Raw genomic sequence first — 22,269 nt, 5'->3', positions numbered from 1 at the left:
TCTTCTATCAGAAGCGATAGAGGAGCTGGCCGAAGAATTCACGTCCGTTGAGGTCGTAGCCGTTACCGATCGGCGTGTTCGAGATCTGAAGGATCCCGGCACGCGACGACACCAGCGGCGGAGCCTCATCGAAGATGTTGCGGATACCGGCGATGACCCGGAGGTTGCCGTTGTCCCAGCGGAGCGACGCGGTGTGCTCGAAATATTCAGGCGCCGTGCCGACCGGGCGGCAGAACACGCCATCACCCGGGACAACACCATTGGGCGAGCCGTTGCCGAGACAGGTCGGCGAGAACTCGCGGTTCGGGCCGCCGTTGAACGCATCACCGAAGTCGATACGTTCGCGCCAGGTTTCGCCGTCCACCGAGTTGCCGATCGCGTCGATATAACGGGTCTGCCAGGTGAACAGGAAGTCGTCATAACGAACGTTGAAGGTGATGCGGCCGGTCCAGTCCGGGAAGCCGAAGCGGTCGGTGAAGTCGGTGCGGACGAATTCGTCGACACCGATACGCTGGATGTTCGAACGCTCGATCAGCTTGTTGGCAACGAGGTTCAGCGCGAGGTCGAAGGTTTCGCCACCAATCATCAGCGGATAGCCGAAGGTGGTGTTGAAATCGAGACCGCGGACCGATTCCTCGTCACGGTTGAGGAAGCCGGCACGCACGCCGCGGATCAGCGCACGATCGTCCGAGTTGATGTCGATACGATCGCAGAATTCGCTGCGGGCCGAGTCTTCGCGCAGGTAGCAGTCGGCGATGATGAAGGCGCCGGTCGGCTCGATGATCGCGTCCTTGATCTTGATGTCATAGTAATTGACGTTGAACGCGAAACGGAAGCCGCTGGCCCAATCTTCCTCGAACGCCATGCCCGCGGTGATCGAGCGCGAGGTTTCCGGATCGATGTCGAGCGAGCCGCCCTGAGTGATTTCACCGCTGACGAACTGCTGGGTGTTCAGGTTTTCACCGTCGATACCCACGCGGGTCGGATCGCGGCCTTCACGGGTACAGTTCGAGAGGATGAACGCTTCGCGCTGGTCGAGCGTCGGGTCGTAAGCCCCGTTGACGAACGCATCATCCGGCACGGCGCAAGGGTCGAACAGCGTGGTGAAGCCCGACTGGCCGCGCAGGAAGTTCTCGCGCAGGTTCGGCGCGCGGAACGACGTGCCGTAGCTGAACTTGAACAGCAGCGGAGCCACCGGACGCCAGCCGCCCTTGAGCGAGAAGGTGCCGTTGGTCCCGTAGAACTGCTCGTCGGTCAGACGACCCGAGATGTTGACGGTCAGTTCTTCGACCATCGTCTCACCCGCCATCAGCGGAATGTCGATTTCGCCGAAGAGTTCGCGGATCCACTTGGAACCCGAAGCGCCGCCGTCCTGGAAGAAGCCGAAGAACAGGCCGTTCGAGGCGGTGAAGTCGGGGTTCGAGTTGATCGAGTCCTCGCGCCATTCACCACCGAACGACACGCCGACCGGGCCGGCGGGCAGTTCGAACAGGTCGCCGGTGACATAGGCCGACAGCATGATCTGTTCATAGGTGGTGTCGAAGTCGCGGCTGTCGAACAGATAGTCGCGCTCGGCCTGGCTGGCGAAGTCGCCGACCGCACCGGTCAGCACGCTCGGTGCAAACAGGTTCACCGGGACACATCCCTGGGTCAGGTCAGGCGCAGCAGCACCGGGGTTGGCGAGACCGGCGACATTACATTCGCCGATAACCTGCGGATCACCGAAGAACCCGAAGAAGTCGAGGTTCTGGTTGTAGTCGTCGGCGATGCCGTCACCGTCGTTGTCGAACACGCCGTCGCCGTCGTAGTCGGCCGTCGGGTCGAGACCGATGGACAGCGCCAGACGGTCTTCACGGATACCCAGACGCGAGGACTTACCCTCGGACCGCGAATAGGTCCCGGCAACTTCGAAGGTCCAGCTCGAACCGATGAACGGCAGGTCGCCGCGCACACCGAGCACCCCGCGATACTGCTCCTGCAGAACGTCGAAGTTGTTGCGGTCGCCGCGGATCGAGGCGATCGGCGTCACCGGCAGCGGGAAGCCCGTCGAAAGCCGACCGGCACGACCAAAATTGGCCTGACCCGGATTGATTTCCTGGAAGGCGTTGTCGACCGCGCGGCAGTCCACCCCGCTGGGGTTGCTGATGAAGTTACAGGGGTTGAACTGGTTTACGTCCGGCACCGACGGGAAGATCTGCGGGTTGCCCGCACCCGTGTTGGTGATGTCGGCGCGGGTGTACTGCGCTTCGAAGAAGGGCGTGATGTTGGCTTCACCCGGGAAGGTGTATTCCCCGTAAGCGAAGACGTTGATCAGCTCCTGCTGCGAAATGAAGGTGCGGTCCAGTTCTTCGGGGCTGGCGTTGGTGTTGACGTTCTGGAAGTCGACGTCACGGATGCCATCGCCGTTGCGATCCTGTTCCTGACCGAAGAAGTTGGTGTTGTCACCAAACAGGAACGGACGGCCGGTGCGCGGATCGAGCGGGAAGTTGGCGATGTTGCCATTCGCCGGGAAGTAGACCGAGCCCGAACGCGTAAAGGCGTTGAAGATACGGCCGGAAATCCCGGTGACGGTGCACTCGCTTTCGGAAACCTGGATCTGGTTGTTGCTGCGCGAACGCACCACCGCGTTATCGGCGATGCCGAGACGGTAGATGTTGCCTGCAGCATCTTCTTCGAGGTTGGTGGTACAACCACGCAGGAAGTCGCGGTCACGCAGCTTCACTTCGTCGCGGAACTGGTATTCGACGCCGACACCGAACAGACCGCGGTCGAAGTTCTTACCCCATGCAGCCGAGACCGAGTAGTCCTCGCCAGCGCCCATCGGGTTGATGTCGCCGTTGGCCTGGAGTTCGAGCCCGTCGAAGTCCTTGCGGAGCACGACGTTGACCACGCCCGCAACCGCGTCCGAGCCGTAGATCGACGAAGCGCCGTCGGTCAGCAGGTCGTAACGGTCGACCAGCGTCGCCGGAATGAGGTTGATCGAAGGCTGGGTCGGCGCGCCTTCCACACCCGCGGGAGCGAGGCGGCGGCCATTGACCAGCACGAGCGTGCGGCCAGCGCCGACACCGCGCAGGTTGATCGTCTGCGAACCGGGGCCGTTATCGAGCACGAAGCCCTGGAAGGTCGCGTCGATCTGGGTGCCGGCAGCCGCTTCCGAACGCTGCAGGATCTGAGCCGGGTCGAACGCACCGACAGCCTGCTGGTTTTCGGTCGAGAGGACCTGGAGCGGAGAAATCGAGCTGTAGGTGTCGCGAACGATGCGCGAGCCGGTGACGGTGATGTTGCCGCCCTGGCCAGAGCGGCCCTTGGCGTCGGTCGTAACGTCGACCTCTTCTTCCTCGTCGTCTTGCGGCTGATCCGCATCCTGCGCCCAAGCAGGGCCAGCCACAACGAACGCGATTGCCGACGCGGAGAAGGCAAGCGCCTTCAGCGAATTGCTCCGAATTTTGTTCATGATCACTCCAGTTGCCCTAACCGGAGACAGCACGACAGCCCAAAGGCCAAGTCACATAATTGCCCCATGTGACAGGCCCACGAATGCTTGGTTGCCCTACTCAGTCCCCGCAGTGACCGTTTTGTGCAATAGCGAAAGTTTGATGTCAAAGAGCGCCGAAACGCCCCCGCACTTTTCCGGCAGGTGTTGCGTTAATCCCACATTCAGGCAGGGCATCGGGTTTCTGCCGAAATTTTGTTAGAATGTGGCTTTGCGATTATTAAAAGAAAGGGCGGCTTGGACGCAACAAACCGCCCCACTTGCTGTTTCGGACTTTTCGACGCCACAATCTTGCGAAGGCCGCAAAGGCCTTCCGTAACTTACCGAATCGACATGGTCAGCGCGCCATCGCCCTCGTCGATGTGCAGCGTGGCCCCGTCGGGCAGCTTTCCTTCCAGCAGCATCTCCGCCAGCGGATCCTGCAGATAGCGCTGCACCGCGCGCTTCAATGGCCGCGCCCCATAGACCGGATCATAGCCCACCCGCCCGAGCCAGCGCAGCGCGGCATCGGTAAGATCGAGCGTGATCTTGCGGTCGGCAAGCAGCTTCTGCACGCGCTTCACCTGGATCTCGACAATCGGTGCCATGTGTTCCTGGCCCAGACGGTGGAACAGGATGATCTCGTCCAGACGGTTCAGGAATTCCGGGCGGAAATGGCCGCGCACGACGTCCATCACGTCCTTCTCGACGCTGGCGACATCGCCGCCGTCGGGCAGGTTGGCGAGATATTGGCTACCGAGGTTGGAGGTAAGGATGATCAGCGTGTTGCTGAAATCCACCACCCGGCCCTGGCCGTCGGTGAGGCGCCCGTCATCCAGTACCTGAAGCAGCACATTGAACACGTCGCTGTGCGCCTTTTCGACCTCGTCGAACAGCACCACCTGATAGGGGCGGCGGCGCACGGCTTCGGTCAGCACCCCGCCCTCTTCATAGCCGACATAGCCCGGAGGTGCGCCGATCAGGCGGGCGACGGCATGCTTCTCCATGAATTCGCTCATGTCGATCCGCACCATCGCGCTGTCGTCGTCGAACAGGAAGCCGGCAAGCGCTTTGGTCAACTCGGTCTTGCCGACGCCCGTCGGGCCGAGGAACAGGAAGCTGCCCAGCGGCCGGTTCGGGTCCTGCAATCCGGCCCGCGCCCGGCGCACGGCCTTGGACACGGCCTCAATCGCCTGCGACTGGCCGATCACCCGTTTGCCGAGGATGTTTTCCATGTCGAGCAGCTTTTCGCGCTCGCCTTCCATCATCTTGTCGACGGGCACGCCGGTCCATCGGCTGACGACGCCGGCGATGTCCTCCTCGGTCACTTCCTCGCGCAACAGCGCGTTCTCGCTGTGGCTCTGCGCCTCGACGAGCTGCTTTTCGAGCGCCGGGATAGTGCCGTAGGACAGCTCGCCAGCCTTGGCGAGATCGCCGGTGCGCTGGGCCTGTTCAAGCTCCAGGCGCGCGGCGTCCAGTTGCTCCTTGATCTTGCCTTCGGCCTCGATCTTGTCGCGCTCGTTCTGCCAGCGGGTGGTGAGTTCGGAAGATTGCTGCTCAAGGTTTGCCAGTTCCTCGCGCAGGTTCACCAGCCGATCCTTGGAGGCCTGGTCGGTCTCCTTCTGGAGCGCCTGTTCCTCGATCTTCAGTTGGATGATGCGCCGGTCGAGCGCCTCGATCTCCTCGGGCTTGCTCTCCACCTCCATACGGATGCGGCTCGCGGCTTCGTCCATCAGGTCGATCGCCTTGTCGGGGAGGAAGCGGTTCGAGATATAGCGGTCGGACAGCTTGGCCGCGGCGACAATCGCGCCGTCGGTGATGCGCACGCCGTGGTGCAGCTCGTACTTGTCCTTGATCCCGCGCAGGATCGAAATCGTGTCTTCGACGGTTGGTTCGTCGATGTAGACGGACTGGAACCGCCGCTGGAGGGCGGGATCCTTCTCGACATATTTCTGATACTCGTCGAGCGTCGTCGCGCCGATGCAGTGCAACTCGCCGCGCGACAGGGCCGGCTTCAGCAGGTTCGAGGCATCCATCGAGCCTTCGGACGCGCCCGCCCCGATCAGCGTGTGCATCTCGTCGATGAACAGGATGATGTTGCCTTCGGCGGCCTTAACCTCGTCGAGTACCGACTTGAGCCGTTCCTCGAATTCGCCGCGATATTTCGCACCTGCGATCAGCGCCCCCATGTCGAGCGACATGAGCGTGCGGCCCTTCAGGCTGTCGGGCACGTCGCCATTGGCGATGCGCAGCGCGAGACCTTCGGCGATCGCGGTCTTGCCGGTGCCGGGTTCGCCAATCAGCGCCGGATTGTTCTTGGTACGACGGGCGAGGATCTGGATCGTGCGGCGGATTTCCTCGTCACGGCCGATCACCGGATCAAGCTTGCCCTCACGCGCCGCCTTGGTCAGGTCGCGCGCATATTTTTCCATCGCGTCGTAATTGGCCTCGGCATTGGCGCTGTCGGCGCGCTTGCCGCCGCGCAGATGTTCGATCGCGGCGTTGAGGCTTTGCGGCGTGATACCCGAAGCCCGGAGCGCTTCTCCCGCAGCCGTCTGCGACAGCGCCAGCGCGACCAGCAGGCGTTCTACGGTGACATAGGAATCGCCCGCCTTGTCGGCGATCTGTTCTGCCTGATCGAGCACGCGCACCGCGTCGTTATCGAGGCCCGGGGTCGCCTGCGCGCCGCTGCCGGTAACCGCCGGCACCTTCGCCAGCCCATCGTCCACCGCAGACACCGCCAGCGCGGCCTCTCCGCCGGCGCGCTGGATCAGGCCGGATGCCATGCCTTCATTGTCCTCCAGCAGCGCCTTCAACAGGTGCAGCGGACTGATGCGTTGGTGGTTCATGCGGATCGCAACGGTCTGCGCGCTTTGCAGGAAGCCCTTCGCGCGGTCGGTGAACTTATCGAGATTCATCTGGTATAACCCCTCCAAAGGTTGCCCCACCCAAATAGTGTTGCACTTATGCAACACAAGAACCAGCGGCTAAAAAATGATGCCGTCTGGTGTATTACCCGACTAGGTGGGTTCGTCTTTGACCCATGACAAGAGGGACGGTGCTGCTTGACCTCTTCCGCCGCGCGGGCAATGAAGCCGCACGCATCATGCGGGGAGAGCAGCAGCGATGAAGTGGTTGAAGCGCGGCGCAATTGCGCTGGTGGCGGTTTGCGTTCTGGCCTTCACAGTGCTCGCGACGTGGGAGCCGTTTTTCGCCAGCGCCGCCAATCCGGCCGCCGACCGCACCTATTCCGCAGAGATCATCCGCGACCGTTTCGGCGTGCCGCATATCTACGGCAAAACCGATGCCGATGCTGCTTTCGGAGTCGCGGTCGCCCATGCCGAAGACGATTTCTTCACCCTGCAGGATGTCGTCGCGATGGCGCGCGGACGCTATGGCGCAATCGCGGGCGAGGACGGGGCGAAGATCGACTATGTCTACCACCTGATCGATGCCCGCGGGACGGCCGAGGCGAATTATCCCAAGCTGCCCGAGGATACCCGTGCCCTGTTCGAAGCCTATGCCGCGGGCCTCAACCACTATGCCGAAGAGCATCCGGACGAACTGAAGTTGGCAAACCTGTTTCCGGTCGCCGGGATCGACGTCGCTGCCGGCTTCGCGCTGCGCCAGCCATTCTTCTTCGGGCTCGACAGCGTGATCGGGCCGCTGGCCGCAGGCGAGGAACTGCGCCACGAACACGGCCCCGACATCCCCGGCTTCCCGCGTGAACCCCTACCGGGCGCGGCGGCAGACGCGGATGCCGCGCCTGCGCAAGCCAATCGCAGGCTTGTCCTGCCGCTGGGCGAGGATGCGGAACAGCTCGGCTCCAATGCCTTTGCGGTGGCGCCGAACAAGGGCGGCGGCACAACCACCCTGATTTCCAATTCGCACCAGCCCCTGCGCGGCGGTGTGGCTTGGTACGAACTGGTGGTCGAAAGCGGCGAAGGCTGGCACTTCGCAGGCGCGAACTTCCCCGGATCGCCCTTCCCCTTCCTCGGCCATAACGAGCATCTGGGCTGGACCAACACAGTCAACACCCCCGACATGATCGACGTATACCAGTTGGAACTGGACGAAACCGGCACGCGCTACCGTCTGGACGGCGACTGGCGCGATCTAGAAAGCGAATGGGTAACGCTTCCCGTGAAGATCGGCCCCGTCGTTCTGCCGATCCGTCGCGAGGTGCTGCGTTCGGTTCACGGACCGGTGATCCGCAACGACAAGGGTGCCTTTGCAATCCGTTACGGCGGGATCGGGCGGCTCGAACAACTCGATGCCTATTACCGGCTCAACAAGGCGACCAGCCTTGACGAATGGCAGGCCCAGATCGCCCGGCTGGCGATCCCTTCGACGAACTTCATCTACGCGGATGCCGTGGGCAATATCGCCTATGTCTACAACGCCGCGATCCCCGACCGGCCCGAGGATGTGAAAGCCGACTGGCGTTCAGTGCTGCCGGGCGACAATTCGGCGCTGATCTGGAACGGCGCGGTCGACTATGCCGAACTGCCCAAGATCATCAATCCGGCCTCGGGCTGGGTCTATAATTCGAACAACACGCCCTTTACTGCGGCAGGCGCCGGGAGCGATCTGGAACCTAGTGCGTTCTCGCCGGTAATGGGCATCGAATTGAAGCAAACCAACCGCTCGCGCCGCGCCTACAAGCTGCTATCCGAGGCAGGCGTGCTCGACCGTGCGGCGCTCGAGCGGATCAAGTACGACACCGGCTATGCGCGCGAAGGCTATGTCGCGCGGCTGTTCGATACGCTTGATACGATAAGTGTCTCCACGACCGATCCGGCGGAATTCGGCGATGCGGTGGAATTGTTGAAATCATGGGATTTCACCGCCGACGGCAACGGCCGGGCTGACGCGTTGGCGCTGCTGGTGATCCGGGACTTCATGTCGGCCGATTACAGCAACAAGCCCTTTCCCGACGTGCGCGAGAAGGTCAAAGCGGCCGCCGATCACCTGATGACCCATTTCGGGCGGCTCGATCCGCCGATGGGCGAGCTGCTACGGCTGCGGCAGGGGGATAAGGACCTGCCGCTCGACGGCGGGTCAGACACGCTGCGCGCCTCTACCACGTGGGACGTGGACGATGACGGACGGCTCAGCCTCAAGCATGGCGACAGCTTCATCCAGTGGGTCGAATGGCAGCCGGGCAAGCCGGTATTCTCGCGCTCGATCCAGCCCTTCGGATCGGCCACAAGCCGTCCCACGAGTCCGCATTACACCGACCAGATGAAGATGTTTGTCGAACACAAGCTGAAACCCGTCCATTTCTGGCGCGAGGATGTGCTGGCGAATGCCAGCAACCGCGCCATCGTGAGCAACGCCCGCTGACCGGGCCATCCCTTCCACCACTGTCGTTTTTCCGCAAACGGAGAGAAATTCATGACCCATCGTTTTGCCACCGCGAGCCTTACGGCGATTGCTCTTGCGCTGGCCGCGCCGCTGACCCCGGCACTGGCGGATAACCACGCCGCCACGACCACCGCGACGGAAGCGGGCACAGACCTGTCCTCGCTGGTGTCGCAAGTCGCCATTCCTTACGAGAAGTTCCAGCTGGAAAACGGCCTCACCGTGCTGGTGCACGAGGATCGCAAGGCGCCGATCGTCAACGTTACAGTGTGGTATAATGTCGGCTCCAAGGACGAGCCCGAAGGCAAGACCGGTTTCGCGCACCTGTTCGAACACCTGATGTTCAACGGTTCGGAAAACGCGCCGAACGACTATTTCCAATACCTGTCGGAAATGGGTGCGACCGATTACAACGGCACCACCTGGTTCGACCGCACCAACTATTTCCAGACCGTGCCCCGCCCCGCGCTCGAACGCGCGCTGTGGCTGGAAAGCGATCGGATGGGCTACCTCCTCGGCGCGGTGACGCAGGAGAAGCTCGATAACCAGCGCGGCGTGGTGCAGAATGAAAAGCGCCAGGGCGACAACCAGCCCGGCGGCCTTGTGTTCTACGACGTGCTGCGCACGCTGTTCCCCGAAGGCCACCCCTATCGCCATGAGGCGATCGGTTCGATGGCGGACCTCGATTCCGCATCGATGGAGGACGTGCGCACGTGGTTCCGCGAAAATTACGGCCCTAACAATGCCACGCTGGTGCTGGCCGGGGACATTTCCGCTGCTGAAGCCCGTCCGCTGGTGGAAAAGTGGTTCGGTCCGATCGCACGCGGCCCGGTCAATGATCCGGCGCAGGCGGACGTGCCGACGCTGGCCGAACCGGTGCGCAAGGTGTTTAAGGATCAGGTCGCGGCGACCAGCGTGACCCGTTACTGGCCGGTCGAAGGCATCACCGGCAAGGATCGCATCGCGCTCGACGTCGGCACCTCGATCCTCGGGGGCCTCGCTTCCAGCCGCATGGACGAAGTGCTGGTGCGCAACGAACAGCTCGCTGTCGGCGTGTCGTCGGGCAATTCCACCTTCCAGCGAGTCGGCCTGCTCAGCGTTGGCGCGACGCTGAAGGACGGGGTCGAACTGGCCGCGCTCGAAGCGAAGATCGACGAAGTGCTGACCAAGATGATCGCCGAAGGTCCGACCGAAGACGAGGTGCGGCGCGCGGTGACCAGCAACCTTGCCCGCACGATTCGGGGTCTGGAACAGGTCGGCGGCTTCCGCGGCAAGGCGCAGACGCTGGCCGAGGGCGAAGTGCTGGCGGGCGATCCGGCCCTTTACGCCCGCGAATTCGAAGCACTGGCGACGATCACCCCGGCCGACGTGCAGGCCGCCATGAAGAAGTGGATGACCCGTCCGGCGCTGACCGTGGTGCTCGAACCGGGCGAACGCGACGCCATCTACGAAGAAGCCGCATCAGTCGCGAGCGAGGAAGAAAACGCTTCCGAGCGCGACCGCGCGGCGGAAACCATCACTGTTTCGCTCGAACGTCCCGCTCCGGCGATTGACAGCGTTGCCAAGCTCGACTTCCCGGACATCCAGCGCGCCACGCTCGCCAACGGCATGCAGGTGACCTACGCGCAGCGCAACGCGGTGCCGGCGACCTATGTCACCATGTCCTTCAACGCCGGCGGCGCGGCCGATCCGGTCGACATGCAGGGCCTGCAATCGCTCACCATGGGCCTGTTCGAAGAAGGCACTGCGGCGCTTTCGTCGCAGGAAATCGCCGAGGAGCGGGAACGTCTGGGCGTGTCGATCTCGGCGGGCGGCAGTTCCGACCGGTCCAGCTTCACGCTGTCGGCGCTGTCGGCAAATCTTGCCCCGTCGCTTGACCTGTTCCGTCAGATCATCCGCGAGCCGGCCTTCAACCAGGCCGATCTCGACCGCGTGAAGGCGCAGACCATCACCGGCATCCGCGCGCAGATGCGCTCGCCGCAGGGGATCGCCTCGCGTGCCATCGGCACCGAATTGTTTGGCCCGGCCGCGCCCTATGGCGGCGTGTCCACCATCGAAAGCGTATCGTCGATCACCCGTGACGATCTGATCGCCTTCAAGGACAGCTGGATCCGTCCGGACAATGGCGAAGTGTTCGTCATTTCCGACCGTCCGCTGGACGAAATCGTCAGCGCGCTTAACGCCGCTTTCGGCAGCTGGACCGCGCCCGCGACGGCGAAGGGCACCAAGGACTTCGCCGCGCTGGCCGCCAGCCAGCCGGAAGGCAACCGGATCGTGCTGATCAACCGGCCCAATTCGCCGCAGAGCTTCATCCTCGGCGCACAGCGCACCGGGCTTGACGCGCGCGATCCGGCGTGGGTCGATTTCACCAACGCAAACAACGCGCTGGGCGGCAACTTCCTTGCCCGTCTCAACATGAACCTGCGCGAGACCAAGGGCTGGTCCTACGGCGTGCGCGGTGGCCCGCAGGCCTTCGAGAACGCAGTGGTCTATGCCATCAGCGGCGGCGTACAGGCCGACCGCACCGGTGACTCGATCGCCGAGATGATCAAGGAAACCCGCGAGTTCCTGACCGAAAAGGGCGTGACTGAGGAAGAGCTGACCCGCAACGTCGCCGCCGAAATCGGCGAACTGCCGGGCAGCTTCGAAACCTCGCCCGCGGTTCTGGGGGCAATGCAGTCGAACGCGCTCTATGGCCGTCCGGACGATTATTACGAAACGCTGGTCGACCGTTATGAAGCACAGACCCGCGAATCCCTCGACGCGGCGGCACGCTCGGCGCTCGATGTCGACGATTTCGTGTGGATCGTGGTTGGCGATGCGACCAAGGTCGCCCCGCAGCTCGAACAGCTCGGCCTGCCGGTCGAAGTGCGCGAGATGACCGGCGAATAAATCCCCTTTTTGTCAGCGCGCTTCTTGCCAAATCCGGTTGAAGCGCGCTGACATAAGTGTAAATAACAAGGGGTCAGCGTGGCCGGGAGGGTCCTGCCACAAGTTTTTTCCAGTCCCGCAGCATGGCGCTCCGGGACTCGCCAAGGAGTGGAATATGTCTGTTGCAGGTACCTACAAGGCCGTCGTCAAAAGCCCGATGGGCGATCAGAACGGCACCTTCACTGTCGTTCCGGGCGAAGGCGATAGCTTCACCGGTTCGCTCGTCGGCAGCCTCGGTTCGATGGACGTCGTCGATGGCACCATCAACGGTGACACCCTGACCTGGAAGATGAACATGACCGTGCCGATGCCGATGACGCTCGATTGCGAAGCGACCGTCAATGGCGACCAGCTGACCGGCACCGTGAATGCCGGCGCCTTCGGTGCGATGCCGCTGACCGGTCAGCGCGAAGGCTGATCACCCGCGATAACGCAACATGAACAGGGCCGCCGGAGTTCGCGCTCCGGCGGCCCTTTCGTTTGCGCGCGGGGCTTAGACTAAAGTCGCTCTCGCACCCGCCCCTTTCGTGACATAGCCTTGCCGGCACGATCAGGCGCATGTCCCGTGCGCCGGTCATGCCCAGGAGAGGGGGACAAGACATGGACCAGCAAACGCCGCACGGCCAGGATTCGGGGTATGATGACCCCGGCGAACCGACCGAGGCCCTGCCCGATATCGACGCGACCACGCCTGACGGCGAAACCAACCTGCGCGAGGATGCCTACTGGCACGCCAATCTGCGCCTGCTGGGCGTGCTGATGGCGATCTGGTTCGCCTGTTCCTTCGGGGCAGGGATCATCTTCCGCAGCTTCCTCGACCAGTTCAGCCTCGGCGGATATCCGCTGGGCTTCTGGTTCGCGCAGCAAGGCTCGGTCTACGTCTTCATCGCGCTGATTTTCTTCTACGTAGTGCGGATGAAAGCCATCGAGCACACCTACGATCTCGACGACTGAGGGGGGGACGGGACCATGGAAACGCAAACCCTTATCTATCTTTTCGTCGGGCTGAGCTTCGCGCTCTACATCGGCATCGCGGTATGGAGCCGCGCGGGATCGACCAAGGAATTCTATGTCGCGGGCGGCGGGGTGAACCCGATTGTCAACGGCATGGCCACCGCCGCAGACTGGATGAGCGCGGCTAGCTTCATCTCGATGGCCGGGATTATCGCCTTCATGGGCTATGACGCTTCGGTCTACCTGATGGGCTGGACCGGCGGTTATGTGCTGCTGGCGCTGCTGCTGGCGCCCTATCTCAGGAAGTTCGGCCAGTTCACCGTGCCCGACTTCATCGGCACGCGCTATTACAGCAAGGCCGCGCGGGTGGTGGCGGTGATCTGCCTGATCTTCATCAGCTTCACCTATATCGCCGGGCAGATGCGCGGTGTGGGGATCGTGTTCTCGCGCTTCCTCGACGTAGACATAACCATGGGCGTGATCATCGGCATGGGCATCGTCTTCGTCTATTCGGTGCTCGGCGGGATGAAGGGCATCACCTACACCCAGGTGGCGCAATATTGCGTGCTGATCTTCGCCTATATGGTGCCGGCCTTCTTCCTCAGCTTCATGATCACCGGCAATCCCATCCCGCAGATCGGGCTGGGTTCGACCGTCAATGACGGTTCGGGGCTGTATGTGCTGCAAAAGCTCAATCTGGTGCTCACCGATCTCGGCTTCGGAGCCTATACCGACGGGCAGAAGAGCATGATCGACGTGTTCTGCATCACGCTGGCGCTGATGGTCGGCACGGCGGGGCTGCCGCATGTGATCGTGCGCTTCTTCACCGTGCCCAAGGCATCGGACGCGCGCAAATCGGCGGGCTGGGCGCTGATCTTCATCGCCCTGCTCTACACCACCGCGCCCGCGGTGGGGGCGTTCGCACGGCTCAACTTCATCGACAGCGTCAACGAGCAGGCATACGCCACCGCGCCCGCGTGGTTCAAGAACTGGGAACGCAACGATCTGATCGCCTTTGCCGACAAGAACGGCGACGGGGTGATGCAGTACCGCAAGGGCGATGCCTTTGCCGGCAAGCCCGAATTCACCGGTACAGCCGGGCCATCAGGCGAACGGGCGGTGACCAACGCTCCGGTCGCGGACAACGCGAACGAGGTCTATGTCGATCAGGACATCATGGTGCTGGCCAATCCGGAGATCGGAAAGCTGCCGGGCTGGGTGATCGCACTGGTTGCGGCCGGGGGCCTTGCAGCCGCGCTGTCGACGGCGGCGGGGCTGCTACTGGTGATCTCCTCTTCGGTCAGCCACGACCTGCTGAAGCAGACCTTCCGTCCGAACATTTCGGAAAAGGGCGAGCTGATGGCGGCACGTCTGGCAGCGACGGCGGCGATCGTGATTGCGGGCTATCTCGGCATCTATCCGCCGGGCTGGGTCGCGCAGGTGGTGGCCTTCGCCTTCGGGCTTGCCGCAGCCAGCCTGTTCCCGGCGATTTTCATGGGCATTTTCTCCAAGCGCATGAACAAGGAAGGGGCGATCGCAGGGATGGTGTCGGGCCTGGCCTTCACCTTCGGCTATATCGTCTACTTCAAGCTGGCGGCCCCCGATGCCAATGTCGCGGCAAACTGGTTGTTCGGCGTGTCGCCCGAAGGGATCGGGGTGATCGGCATGCTGATCAATTTCGGCATCGCGATGGCGGTGTCGTCGGTGACGGCAGGCCCCCCGCTGGAAGTGCGCAAGCTTGTGGATTCGATCCGCGTCCCGCGCGGCGCGGGCGAGGCCCACGTGCACTAGGCACGGCTCCACTCCTTCCCCCCCGCCCTTCGGATCGCCGGCGGGAGAAAGGGCGGCGGCCTGCACGGGTCGCCGCCCTTTCGCATGGTTCCGGCACGCTTGCACAATCGTGCGATTGCAGTAGCCTGATGCACGGGAGAGGACAGGACGATGATGCTGGGCGCGGCGTTGTTCGCCGCCATGATCTATCTGGGCGGATTGTTCTGGCTCGCCGCGTGGCGCGATCGCGCGGCGGAGAATGCCGGCGGCAGCGTGTCGCAGCGCCATACCGGCACGGTCTACGGTCTCAGCCTTGCGGTCTATTGCACCAGCTGGACCTTCTTTGGCGGGGTCGGCACTGCGGCCACGGCGGGGCTGGATTATCTGCCGATCTATCTCGGGCCGATTCTTCTCTTCACTCTCGGTTTCGGCCTGATCCGCAAAATCCTCGCGCAGGCCAAAGCTCAGCATTCAACGTCGATCGCGGACTTCCTTTCGGCCCGTTACGGCAAAAGCGCGGGTCTGGCGGCGCTGGTGACAGTGATCGCGACGACCGGCGCGCTGCCTTACATGGCGCTGCAACTGCAATCGGTCGGCAGCGCGCTGATGACGCTCGATCCCAGCCTGCGGACCCAGCTTGCCGCAGACGAGCTGGTGCTGCTTGTCGCGGCGCTGATGGGGCTGTTCGCGATCCTGTTCGGTTCTCGCCGGGCAGACCGCGCGGGCGATAACGCCGGTCTGGTTCTGACCATTGCGGTGGAGGCGGTGGTGAAGCTGGCGGCTTTGCTGGCGGTAGGGGGCCTCGCTCTGTGGCTGCTGCTGACGGGGAGCGCGCAAGGTTCCGGGCCCGCCCCGGCCCCGCCCCCGGCACTGCTCGCGCCCGATCAGTTCGATGCGCGCTTCGCCGTGCTGACAGTCATCGCCGCGGCCGCCGCGCTGTGCCTGCCGCGCCAGTTCCACATGACCTTTATCGAAGCTCCGGGCGATCGCACGACACCGGCGATGCAGTGGGTGTTTCCGGCCTATCTTGCGCTTACCGCGCTGGTCATCGTCCCGATCGTGCTGACGGGCCTTGCCATCCTGCCCGCGGGCGCGAATCCGGATACCATCGTGCTCGCGCTGCCGCTCGCCACCGGTAACGAGGCGCTGGCGCTGCTGGTGTTCCTCGGCGGTTTTTCCGCCTCGGCGGGGATGATCGTGGTGGCGAGCGTGGCGCTGTCGATCATGATCACGAATGATCTCGTCGCCCCGCTGCTGCTGCGCCGCGCACTGGCCGGACGCGGGGACCGCAGCCGGATCGCATCGCGCCTGCTGCTGATCCGCAGGGTGGTGATCGCGCTGCTGCTGGCCTGCGCCTATGCCTTTTATCGCGGCTTTGCCGGAATCACCGATTTGGCAGGGCTTGGCACGCTGGCCTTTGCCGCAGCGGCCCAATTTGCGCCTGGGCTGGTGCTGGGCATGGTCAGCCGGCGCGGCAACCGGACGGGAATGCTGGCCGGCCTTGCGACCGGATTTGCACTTTGGCTGGTGCTGTTGATCTGGCCCGCAGCCAGCGGCGCCGCGCCGCTGCTGAGCATCCATCCCGATCCGCTGGTGTCGGGCGTGGTGCTGAGTCTGGGGATCAACACCTTGCTCTACTGGTTCGGTTCTGCCGTCGCGCGCGCCTCGCTGCTCGATGCGGCGCAGGCCGCGGCCTTTGTCGGCACGCCGATGCCGGGCACTTTGCCGCGTCACGCGACGGCCAAACGGGTCGGCGATGTGCGTGCGCTGCTCGTCCAGTTCGTCGGGAGGGATCGGGCAGATGGCGCGCTCGCCCCGCTGGGCTTGCGCAACGGCGATCCGGCCGAGGCAGACCTGCTGGAACTGGCCGAGCGGGTGATTTCCGGCGTGATCGGCACCTCCTCGGCGCGGATGCTGGTCGCTTCCTGGGCGGGCGGCGATCCGATCCCGCTGCCCGAAGTCGTCGCCATGTTCGACGAGACCCATCGCCGCCTCAGCTTTTCGGGCGAACTGCTCCAGACCGCGATCGAAAGCATCGATCAGGGCGTGGCGCTGGTCGATGCCGAAATGCGCCTGGTGGCGTGGAACAGCCGTTACCAGCAGATCTTCGACCTGCCCGACAGGCTGGTGCAAGTCGGCACGCCGATTGCGGACCTCATCCGCTTCAACCTTGAACGCGGGCGGCTGTCCAAAGGCGAGATTGCCGAACAGGTCGAACGCCGACTTGCCTACATGCGCGCGGGGAACGAACACCGGATCGAGCGGGTGCAGCACGACGGCCGCGTGCTCAGGATCGTCGGTGCGCCCACGCCGGGCGGCGGCTACACCACGTCCTATACCGACATCACCGCCGACCGCCGGGCCGAACAGGCGCTGGAGGAGAAAGTCGCCGAGCGCACACAGCAATTGAGCGAGGCCAATGCGCTGCTGGCCGAAGCGACCCGTTCCAAGACCCGCTTCCTCGCCGCCGCCAGTCACGACCTGATCCAGCCGCTGAACGCCGCGCGGCTGTTCGCCTCGGCACTGGGGGAAGAAGTCTTGGGGAGTGCGCCGCTGGAAAAGCTGGTGAGCGATCTCGACGGCTCGATTGTCTCGGCCGACCGGTTGATCCGCGTGCTGCTGGAGATTTCCAAGCTCGATAGCGGCGGCGTTGTGCCGCAGCCCGAACTGGTCGCGCTCGATCAGCTATTCGAAGATATCGCCCGCGAATTCGCCTTGCAGGCGCAAGCGAAAGGGCTCCGGCTGAAGCGGGTGCGGACCGATGCCTGGGTGATGGCCGACCGTGCGCTGCTGACGGCGGTCTTGCGCAACCTGATGAGCAATGCGGTGCGCTACACCGCCAGCGGCGGCGTGCTGATCGGCGTGCGGCGACGCGGCGATGACGTACTGATCTGCATCCACGACACCGGACGCGGCATTGCCGAGGCAGATATCGAACGCATTTTCGGCGAGTTCGAACGCGGCGCCTCGACCGACCGCGAAGGGCTGGGCCTCGGCCTTGCGATCGTCCGGCGGGCCGCGCGGCTGCTGAAAGTTGAGATCGAGACGACATCGACCCCCGGACGCGGCAGCCGCTTCGCGCTGGCTCTGCCGGTGCTGCACCGCGCCGCCGCGCCGGTGGCGAAACCGGCCGCCGTGCGCGCCCCGACGCGGCTCGGGACAGCGCGGGTGCTGGTGGTCGATAATGATCCGGCAGCACTCACCGCTACCGCCGCGCTGCTTGGCAAGTGGGGACTGGAGGCGCTTTGCGCTGCCAGCCTGGCCGAGGCGCAAGCCGCCGCGCCCGCTGCGCCCGACATCGCAATCATGGACTACCGCCTCGACGGCAGCGAGCGCGGCGATACCGCCTATCGCGCGCTATGCGAAGGCTGGGGCCGCCGCCCGCCCGCTATCCTGCTGACCGCCGAAAGCTCGGAGGAGACCGAAGCCGCCGCCACGCGGATGGGTGCCAACCGGCTGTTGAAACCGGCCCCACCCGCCACGCTTCGGGCGCTGATCGCCGCCTGCCTCGCGCAGGCGCGCGATGCGGGCGGTCAACCTGCGGCGGAATCGGTCGCCGGCTGATCGACGTCGAGCTTGGCGGCCAGCAGCACCGCCTGTGTCCGGCTGCTGACGCCAAGCTTCCTCAGGATCGCGGTGATATGCGCCTTCACTGTGGCTTCGCTGATCGTCAGTTCATAGGCGATCTGCTTGTTGAGCAACCCCTGCCGGATCGCGCCGAGAATGCGCCGCTGGGCGGGTGTCAGGCTGGCGATCCGGTCAAGATCATCGTCGGCCGCCGCCTCGCTTTCGGGAAACCAGCCGTCGCCGTCCCGCACCGCCGCCAGCCCTTCGCGCATCGCATCGAGGCTGGAGGACTTGGGAATGAACCCAGCCGCCCCGAGCTGCGCCGCCGCCGCCGCGACGCGCGGTTCCTCGCTGGCCGAAACGATCACGATGGGGAGCGCGGGGTAATCCTGCCGCAAGTCCATCAGCACGCTGAGACCGGTTGAATCCGCCATGTGCAGATCGAGCAGCAGCGCCTCTGTGCCGACATCGGCCAGCGCCGCACGCGCTTCCGCCGCGCTGCTCGCCTCGATAATCGCTGCGTCCGGCCACACCTTGCCCACCGCATGGGCCAGCGCGCTGCGGAACAGCGGGTGATCATCGGCAATGACGATGCGTCCCCCCATGACGCGTCAGCGGTTCTGGCGACCTTCGATCAGCCGTTCGACCAGCGAGGGATCGGCCAGCGTCGAGGTATCGCCCAGCGCGCCGAATTCGTTTTCGGCGATCTTGCGCAGGATACGGCGCATGATCTTGCCCGAACGCGTTTTGGGCAGGCCGTCGGTGAAGTGGATGATGTCGGGTGTGGCGATCGGCCCGATTTCCTTGCGAACATGGGCTTTCAGTTCGGCCAGCAGCCCGTCCGAACCATCCTCGCCCACGTTCAGGGTGACGTAGCAATAGATGCCCTGCCCCTTGATGTCGTGCGGGTAGCCGACGACCGCAGCCTCGGCGACCTTGGCATGGAGCACCAGCGCGCTTTCCACCTCGGCGGTGCCCATGCGGTGGCCCGAGACATTGATGACGTCGTCCACCCGGCCGGTGATCCAGTAATACCCGTCCTCGTCGCGCTTGCAGCCATCGCCGGTGAAATACTTGCCGACATAGGTGCTGAAATAGGTCTGCACGAAACGTTCGTGATCGCCATAGACGGTGCGCGCCTGACCGGGCCAGCTGTGGGTGATGCACAGGTTGCCTTCGTTGGCACCCTCCAGCACGTGGCCCTCGTTATCGACCAATTGCGGGCGCACGCCGAAGAACGGCAGACCCGCGCTGCCCGGTTTCATATCGTGCGCGCCGGGCAGGGTCGTGATCATGCAGCCGCCGGTTTCGGTCTGCCACCAGGTGTCGATCACGGGGCAGCGGCCCTCGCCCACCACATCGAAATACCAGCGCCAGGCTTCGGGATTGATCGGCTCGCCGACGCTTCCCAGCAGGCGGAGCGAGGCGCGGCTGCGGCTGGTCACATGATGATCGCCCTCGCGCATCAGCGCGCGGATCGCGGTCGGCGCGGTGTAGATGATGTTGACCTGATGCTTGTCAACCACGTCCCAGAAGCGCCCGTGATCGGGGTAGTTGGGCACGCCTTCGAACACCAACGCGGTCGCGGCGTTGAACAGCGGGCCGTAAACGACGTAGCTGTGCCCCGTCACCCAGCCGATATCGGCGGTGCACCAGAACACCTCACCCGGCTGGTAATCGAAAATGTAGTGGAAGGTCGTCGCCGTCCACACGCCGTAGCCGCCGGTGGTATGGAGCACGCCCTTGGGCTTGCCGGTCGAACCTGAGGTGTAGAGGATGAACAGCGGGTCTTCTGCGTCCATCACCTCGCACGGGCAATCCTCGTCGCTGGCGAGGTCTGCCAGCCAGTGATCGCGACCCTCCACCATGTCGATTGTGCCGCCGGTGTGCGGGATCACCAGCACGCCTTCAACCGGCGTGGCGTGCGCGGCAAGGTTCAGCGCCGCATCGACATTGGCCTTCAATGGCACGCGCTTCCCGCCGCGCAGGCCTTCATCGGCGGTGATGACGAAGCGGCTGCCGCAATCCTCGATCCGGCCCGCCAGTGCCTCGGGCGAGAAACCGCCGAACACCACCGAATGCACCGCCCCCAGCCGCGCGCAGGCGAGCATCGCGACCGCGCCTTCGAGGATCATCGGCATGTAGATCGTTACCCGGTCTCCCTTGCCAACACCGAGCTTTTTCAGGGCATTGGCCATGCGGACCACCTCGCGGTGGAGTTCGCCATAGGTCAGGCTGCGGTCTTCGCTGGCCGGATCGTCGGGCTCGAAAATCAGCGCGGTGGTATCGGCATGTTCGGGCAGGTGCCGGTCAACCGCGTTGTGACACAGGTTGAGCTTGCCGTCCTCGAACCACTTGATCGCGACCGGATCATAAGCCCAGTCCCCGCCGATCGTCGGTGCGGTGAACCAGTCTAGCCGCTGCGCCTGCTCCAGCCAGAAGGCGTCGGGCGTTTCCACCGAGGCGCGATACATCGCGTCATATTGTTCGGGGGTGCAATGCGTGGGGGCATGGGCCTGGGGCCGCTCTACGGCGTGGATCATCTCGACTCTCCCTCAATTTCACCCGGTTGTACATCAGGCTACACCCGCTTCGCCCTCAGACAAAGGTCTTACGACCATCCGCTAACTGTCGCGCCGCTTGTGCCGGAGCCATGTTCGGCCCGGGAAAAGAGGACGGGAGGGTTTTCATGGTCACCAACCGCGCGAGATGCGCGCTGCGGGCGATGCTGCTGGCGGCAACGGCGCTATCGGCCGCGCCGGCACTGGCACAGGACGCCGCCGTCGAGGCCCGGCTCGATCGGCTGGAAAAGCTGGTCGAAGGGCTGATCGAACGGCTGGACGCCGAAACCAACACCCACGCCGCCGAAGACGGCGCGATGCGCGCCCAGCAGGCAGAGATGCGCGAACAAAGCGCTGCGCTGCTTGCTGCGACACAGGATCTCAAGAGCCGTCAGGCCGAGCTTGCCGAACAGATCGCGGTGCCGCGGAGCCAGGAAGACAAGGGCTTCCGCGTCGGCAAAACTACGGTCGCCTATGCCGGTTACGTAAAGGTCGATGCGATCGCCCAACGGACCAGCGGCGGGCAATTGCCCAGCGGCAGCCTGCTGCGCGATTTTCTGATCCCGGGGCTGATCCCGGTCGGCGGCGCGCCTTCGGGCTACGATACCGATTTCAGCGCCCGGCAAACGCGCTTCATCCTGAAGACCGCCACCGACGTGGGGGCCGAACACAAGCTCAATTCGCATATCGAGCTCGATTTCATGGTCACCGATGGCGGCGATGAACGGGTCAGCAACAGCTACGTCCCTCGCATGCGCCAGGCCTTTATCACCTACGACAACTGGCTGTTCGGGCAGGCGTGGTCGACCTTCCAGAATGTCGGCGCACTGCCGGACAGCCTCGATTTCATCGGCCCGACCCCGGGGACGGTGTTTGCCCGACAGCCGATGATCCGCTGGAGCAAGAACGGCTGGCAGCTCGCGGCCGAACAGTCCGAAACCGTGGTCACCACACCCACGGGCGGCCGGGTGATCACCGGCGACGACACGATCCCCGACATCGTGGTGCGTTACGATCACAAGCGGGACTGGGGCACGCTGACGGCTGCTGCAATCGCGCGCAAGCTGACCATGTCGGACGACGATTTCGGCAACGCTGACGATGCGCTGGGCTACGGCTTCAGCCTCTCGGGCAAGGTCAAGGTCGGCGCTCGCGACGATCTCAGGTTCATGGCGACCGCTGGCGACGGGCTCGGGCGTTATATCGGGGTCAATATCGTCAATGATGCGGCGGTGGATGCGGGCGGAAATCTGGATCCGATCTTCACCTATTCCGGCTTTGCCGCATACCAGCACTGGTGGGCCAAACGGCTGCGTTCGGTTGTTTCGGGGGCCTATTTCAAGGCCGACAACCCGGTGCTGCTTACCTCCAACCAGGTCACCGACGAAAGCTGGAATGCGCTCGCCAACCTGATCTGGTCTCCGGTCGAACCGCTCGATATCGGGATCGAGGTGATGTATGCGCAGCGCACTCTGGAAGATGGCCGTTCGGGCGATCTGCGGCGGCTGCAATTCTCGACCCGATATAATTTCTGACGACCTGCGCCAAAGCCCGATGTTTCACGTGAAACCTCGCCGAAAAGGGGGCTAAACACGGCGAAAACGGGTCTAAAAGGACCCAAAACGGCCCAGATCGGCCGAGTATCGCACC

11 protein-coding genes are annotated in these 22,269 nt (G+C 64.0%); 7 read left to right on the top strand and 4 right to left on the bottom strand.

Annotated elements, in window-relative coordinates; translation table 11 throughout:
• Positions 1–7 precede the first annotated feature (7 nt).
• Both OIK40_RS05260 and clpB read right to left on the bottom strand, forming a co-directional pair.
• Positions 8–3,454 carry a TonB-dependent receptor domain-containing protein gene (locus tag OIK40_RS05260; protein ID WP_273676810.1) on the bottom strand — a complete coding sequence of 1,149 codons (3,447 nt, stop codon included), beginning with the start codon at positions 3,452–3,454 and terminating at the stop codon, positions 8–10.
• 359 nt (positions 3,455–3,813) lie between these two features.
• A complete protein-coding gene (gene clpB, locus OIK40_RS05255; RefSeq protein ID WP_273676808.1) occupies positions 3,814–6,390 on the bottom strand; it encodes an ATP-dependent chaperone ClpB in 2,577 nt (858 codons plus the stop codon).
• A gap of 208 nt (positions 6,391–6,598) precedes the next feature.
• On the opposite strand from clpB, the gene OIK40_RS05250 reads away from it, so the two are divergent.
• The 6 genes from OIK40_RS05250 (at position 6,599) to OIK40_RS05225 (ending at position 18,055) form a co-directional block, all read left to right on the top strand.
• Positions 6,599–8,818 carry an acylase gene (locus OIK40_RS05250; RefSeq protein WP_273676806.1) on the top strand — a complete coding sequence of 740 codons (2,220 nt, stop codon included), beginning with the start codon at positions 6,599–6,601 and terminating at the stop codon, positions 8,816–8,818.
• A 51-nt stretch (positions 8,819–8,869) separates the two neighbouring features.
• Complete coding sequence (locus tag OIK40_RS05245; protein ID WP_273676804.1) at positions 8,870–11,728, top strand: M16 family metallopeptidase; 2,859 nt, start codon at positions 8,870–8,872, stop codon at positions 11,726–11,728.
• A 154-nt stretch (positions 11,729–11,882) separates the two neighbouring features.
• Positions 11,883–12,185, top strand: coding sequence for a hypothetical protein (locus tag OIK40_RS05240; RefSeq protein WP_273676802.1), 303 nt, complete (start codon positions 11,883–11,885; stop codon positions 12,183–12,185).
• A gap of 182 nt (positions 12,186–12,367) precedes the next feature.
• Complete coding sequence (locus OIK40_RS05235) at positions 12,368–12,721, top strand: DUF4212 domain-containing protein (RefSeq protein ID WP_273676801.1); 354 nt, start codon at positions 12,368–12,370, stop codon at positions 12,719–12,721.
• Between the two features lie 15 nt (positions 12,722–12,736).
• Complete coding sequence (locus OIK40_RS05230) at positions 12,737–14,512, top strand: sodium:solute symporter family protein (protein WP_273676799.1); 1,776 nt, start codon at positions 12,737–12,739, stop codon at positions 14,510–14,512.
• A gap of 150 nt (positions 14,513–14,662) precedes the next feature.
• On the top strand, positions 14,663–18,055 hold the full coding sequence (locus OIK40_RS05225) for a PAS-domain containing protein (protein ID WP_273676796.1): 3,393 nt from the start codon (positions 14,663–14,665) through the stop codon (positions 18,053–18,055).
• Here the strand turns inward: OIK40_RS05225 and OIK40_RS05220 are convergent.
• Complete coding sequence (locus OIK40_RS05220) at positions 18,025–18,663, bottom strand: response regulator transcription factor (protein ID WP_273676794.1); 639 nt, start codon at positions 18,661–18,663, stop codon at positions 18,025–18,027. The genes OIK40_RS05225 and OIK40_RS05220 overlap by 31 nt on opposite strands.
• A gap of 6 nt (positions 18,664–18,669) precedes the next feature.
• Positions 18,670–20,601, bottom strand: coding sequence for an acetate--CoA ligase (acs, locus tag OIK40_RS05215; RefSeq protein ID WP_273676791.1), 1,932 nt, complete (start codon positions 20,599–20,601; stop codon positions 18,670–18,672).
• A gap of 146 nt (positions 20,602–20,747) precedes the next feature.
• On the opposite strand from acs, the gene OIK40_RS05210 reads away from it, so the two are divergent.
• Positions 20,748–22,154 (top strand): DcaP family trimeric outer membrane transporter, encoded by a 1,407-nt coding sequence (locus tag OIK40_RS05210; protein WP_273676790.1) that lies wholly within the window; start codon positions 20,748–20,750, stop codon positions 22,152–22,154.
• Positions 22,155–22,269 lie beyond the last annotated feature (115 nt).

It is taken from the genome of Erythrobacter fulvus (assembly GCF_028595285.1).
GTDB lineage: Bacteria > Pseudomonadota > Alphaproteobacteria > Sphingomonadales > Sphingomonadaceae > Erythrobacter > Erythrobacter fulvus.
The sequence above is the reverse complement of the archived record's forward strand: the minus strand, read 5'-3'. Positions and strand labels throughout refer to the sequence as shown.

What these genes read in the sequence shown, in the direction of transcription:
- OIK40_RS05250 (WP_273676806.1), top strand. Translation starts at nt 6,599, where the DNA reads ATGAAGTGGTTGAAGCGCGGCGCAATTGCGCTGGTGGCGGTTTGCGTT.
- OIK40_RS05260 (WP_273676810.1), bottom strand. Translation starts at nt 3,454, where the DNA reads ATGAACAAAATTCGGAGCAATTCGCTGAAGGCGCTTGCCTTCTCCGCG.
- OIK40_RS05235 (WP_273676801.1), top strand. Translation starts at nt 12,368, where the DNA reads ATGGACCAGCAAACGCCGCACGGCCAGGATTCGGGGTATGATGACCCC.
- OIK40_RS05245 (WP_273676804.1), top strand. Translation starts at nt 8,870, where the DNA reads ATGACCCATCGTTTTGCCACCGCGAGCCTTACGGCGATTGCTCTTGCG.
- clpB (WP_273676808.1), bottom strand. Translation starts at nt 6,390, where the DNA reads ATGAATCTCGATAAGTTCACCGACCGCGCGAAGGGCTTCCTGCAAAGC.
- OIK40_RS05230 (WP_273676799.1), top strand. Translation starts at nt 12,737, where the DNA reads ATGGAAACGCAAACCCTTATCTATCTTTTCGTCGGGCTGAGCTTCGCG.
- OIK40_RS05210 (WP_273676790.1), top strand. Translation starts at nt 20,748, where the DNA reads ATGGTCACCAACCGCGCGAGATGCGCGCTGCGGGCGATGCTGCTGGCG.
- acs (WP_273676791.1), bottom strand. Translation starts at nt 20,601, where the DNA reads ATGATCCACGCCGTAGAGCGGCCCCAGGCCCATGCCCCCACGCATTGC.
- OIK40_RS05240 (WP_273676802.1), top strand. Translation starts at nt 11,883, where the DNA reads ATGTCTGTTGCAGGTACCTACAAGGCCGTCGTCAAAAGCCCGATGGGC.
- OIK40_RS05225 (WP_273676796.1), top strand. Translation starts at nt 14,663, where the DNA reads ATGATGCTGGGCGCGGCGTTGTTCGCCGCCATGATCTATCTGGGCGGA.
- OIK40_RS05220 (WP_273676794.1), bottom strand. Translation starts at nt 18,663, where the DNA reads ATGGGGGGACGCATCGTCATTGCCGATGATCACCCGCTGTTCCGCAGC.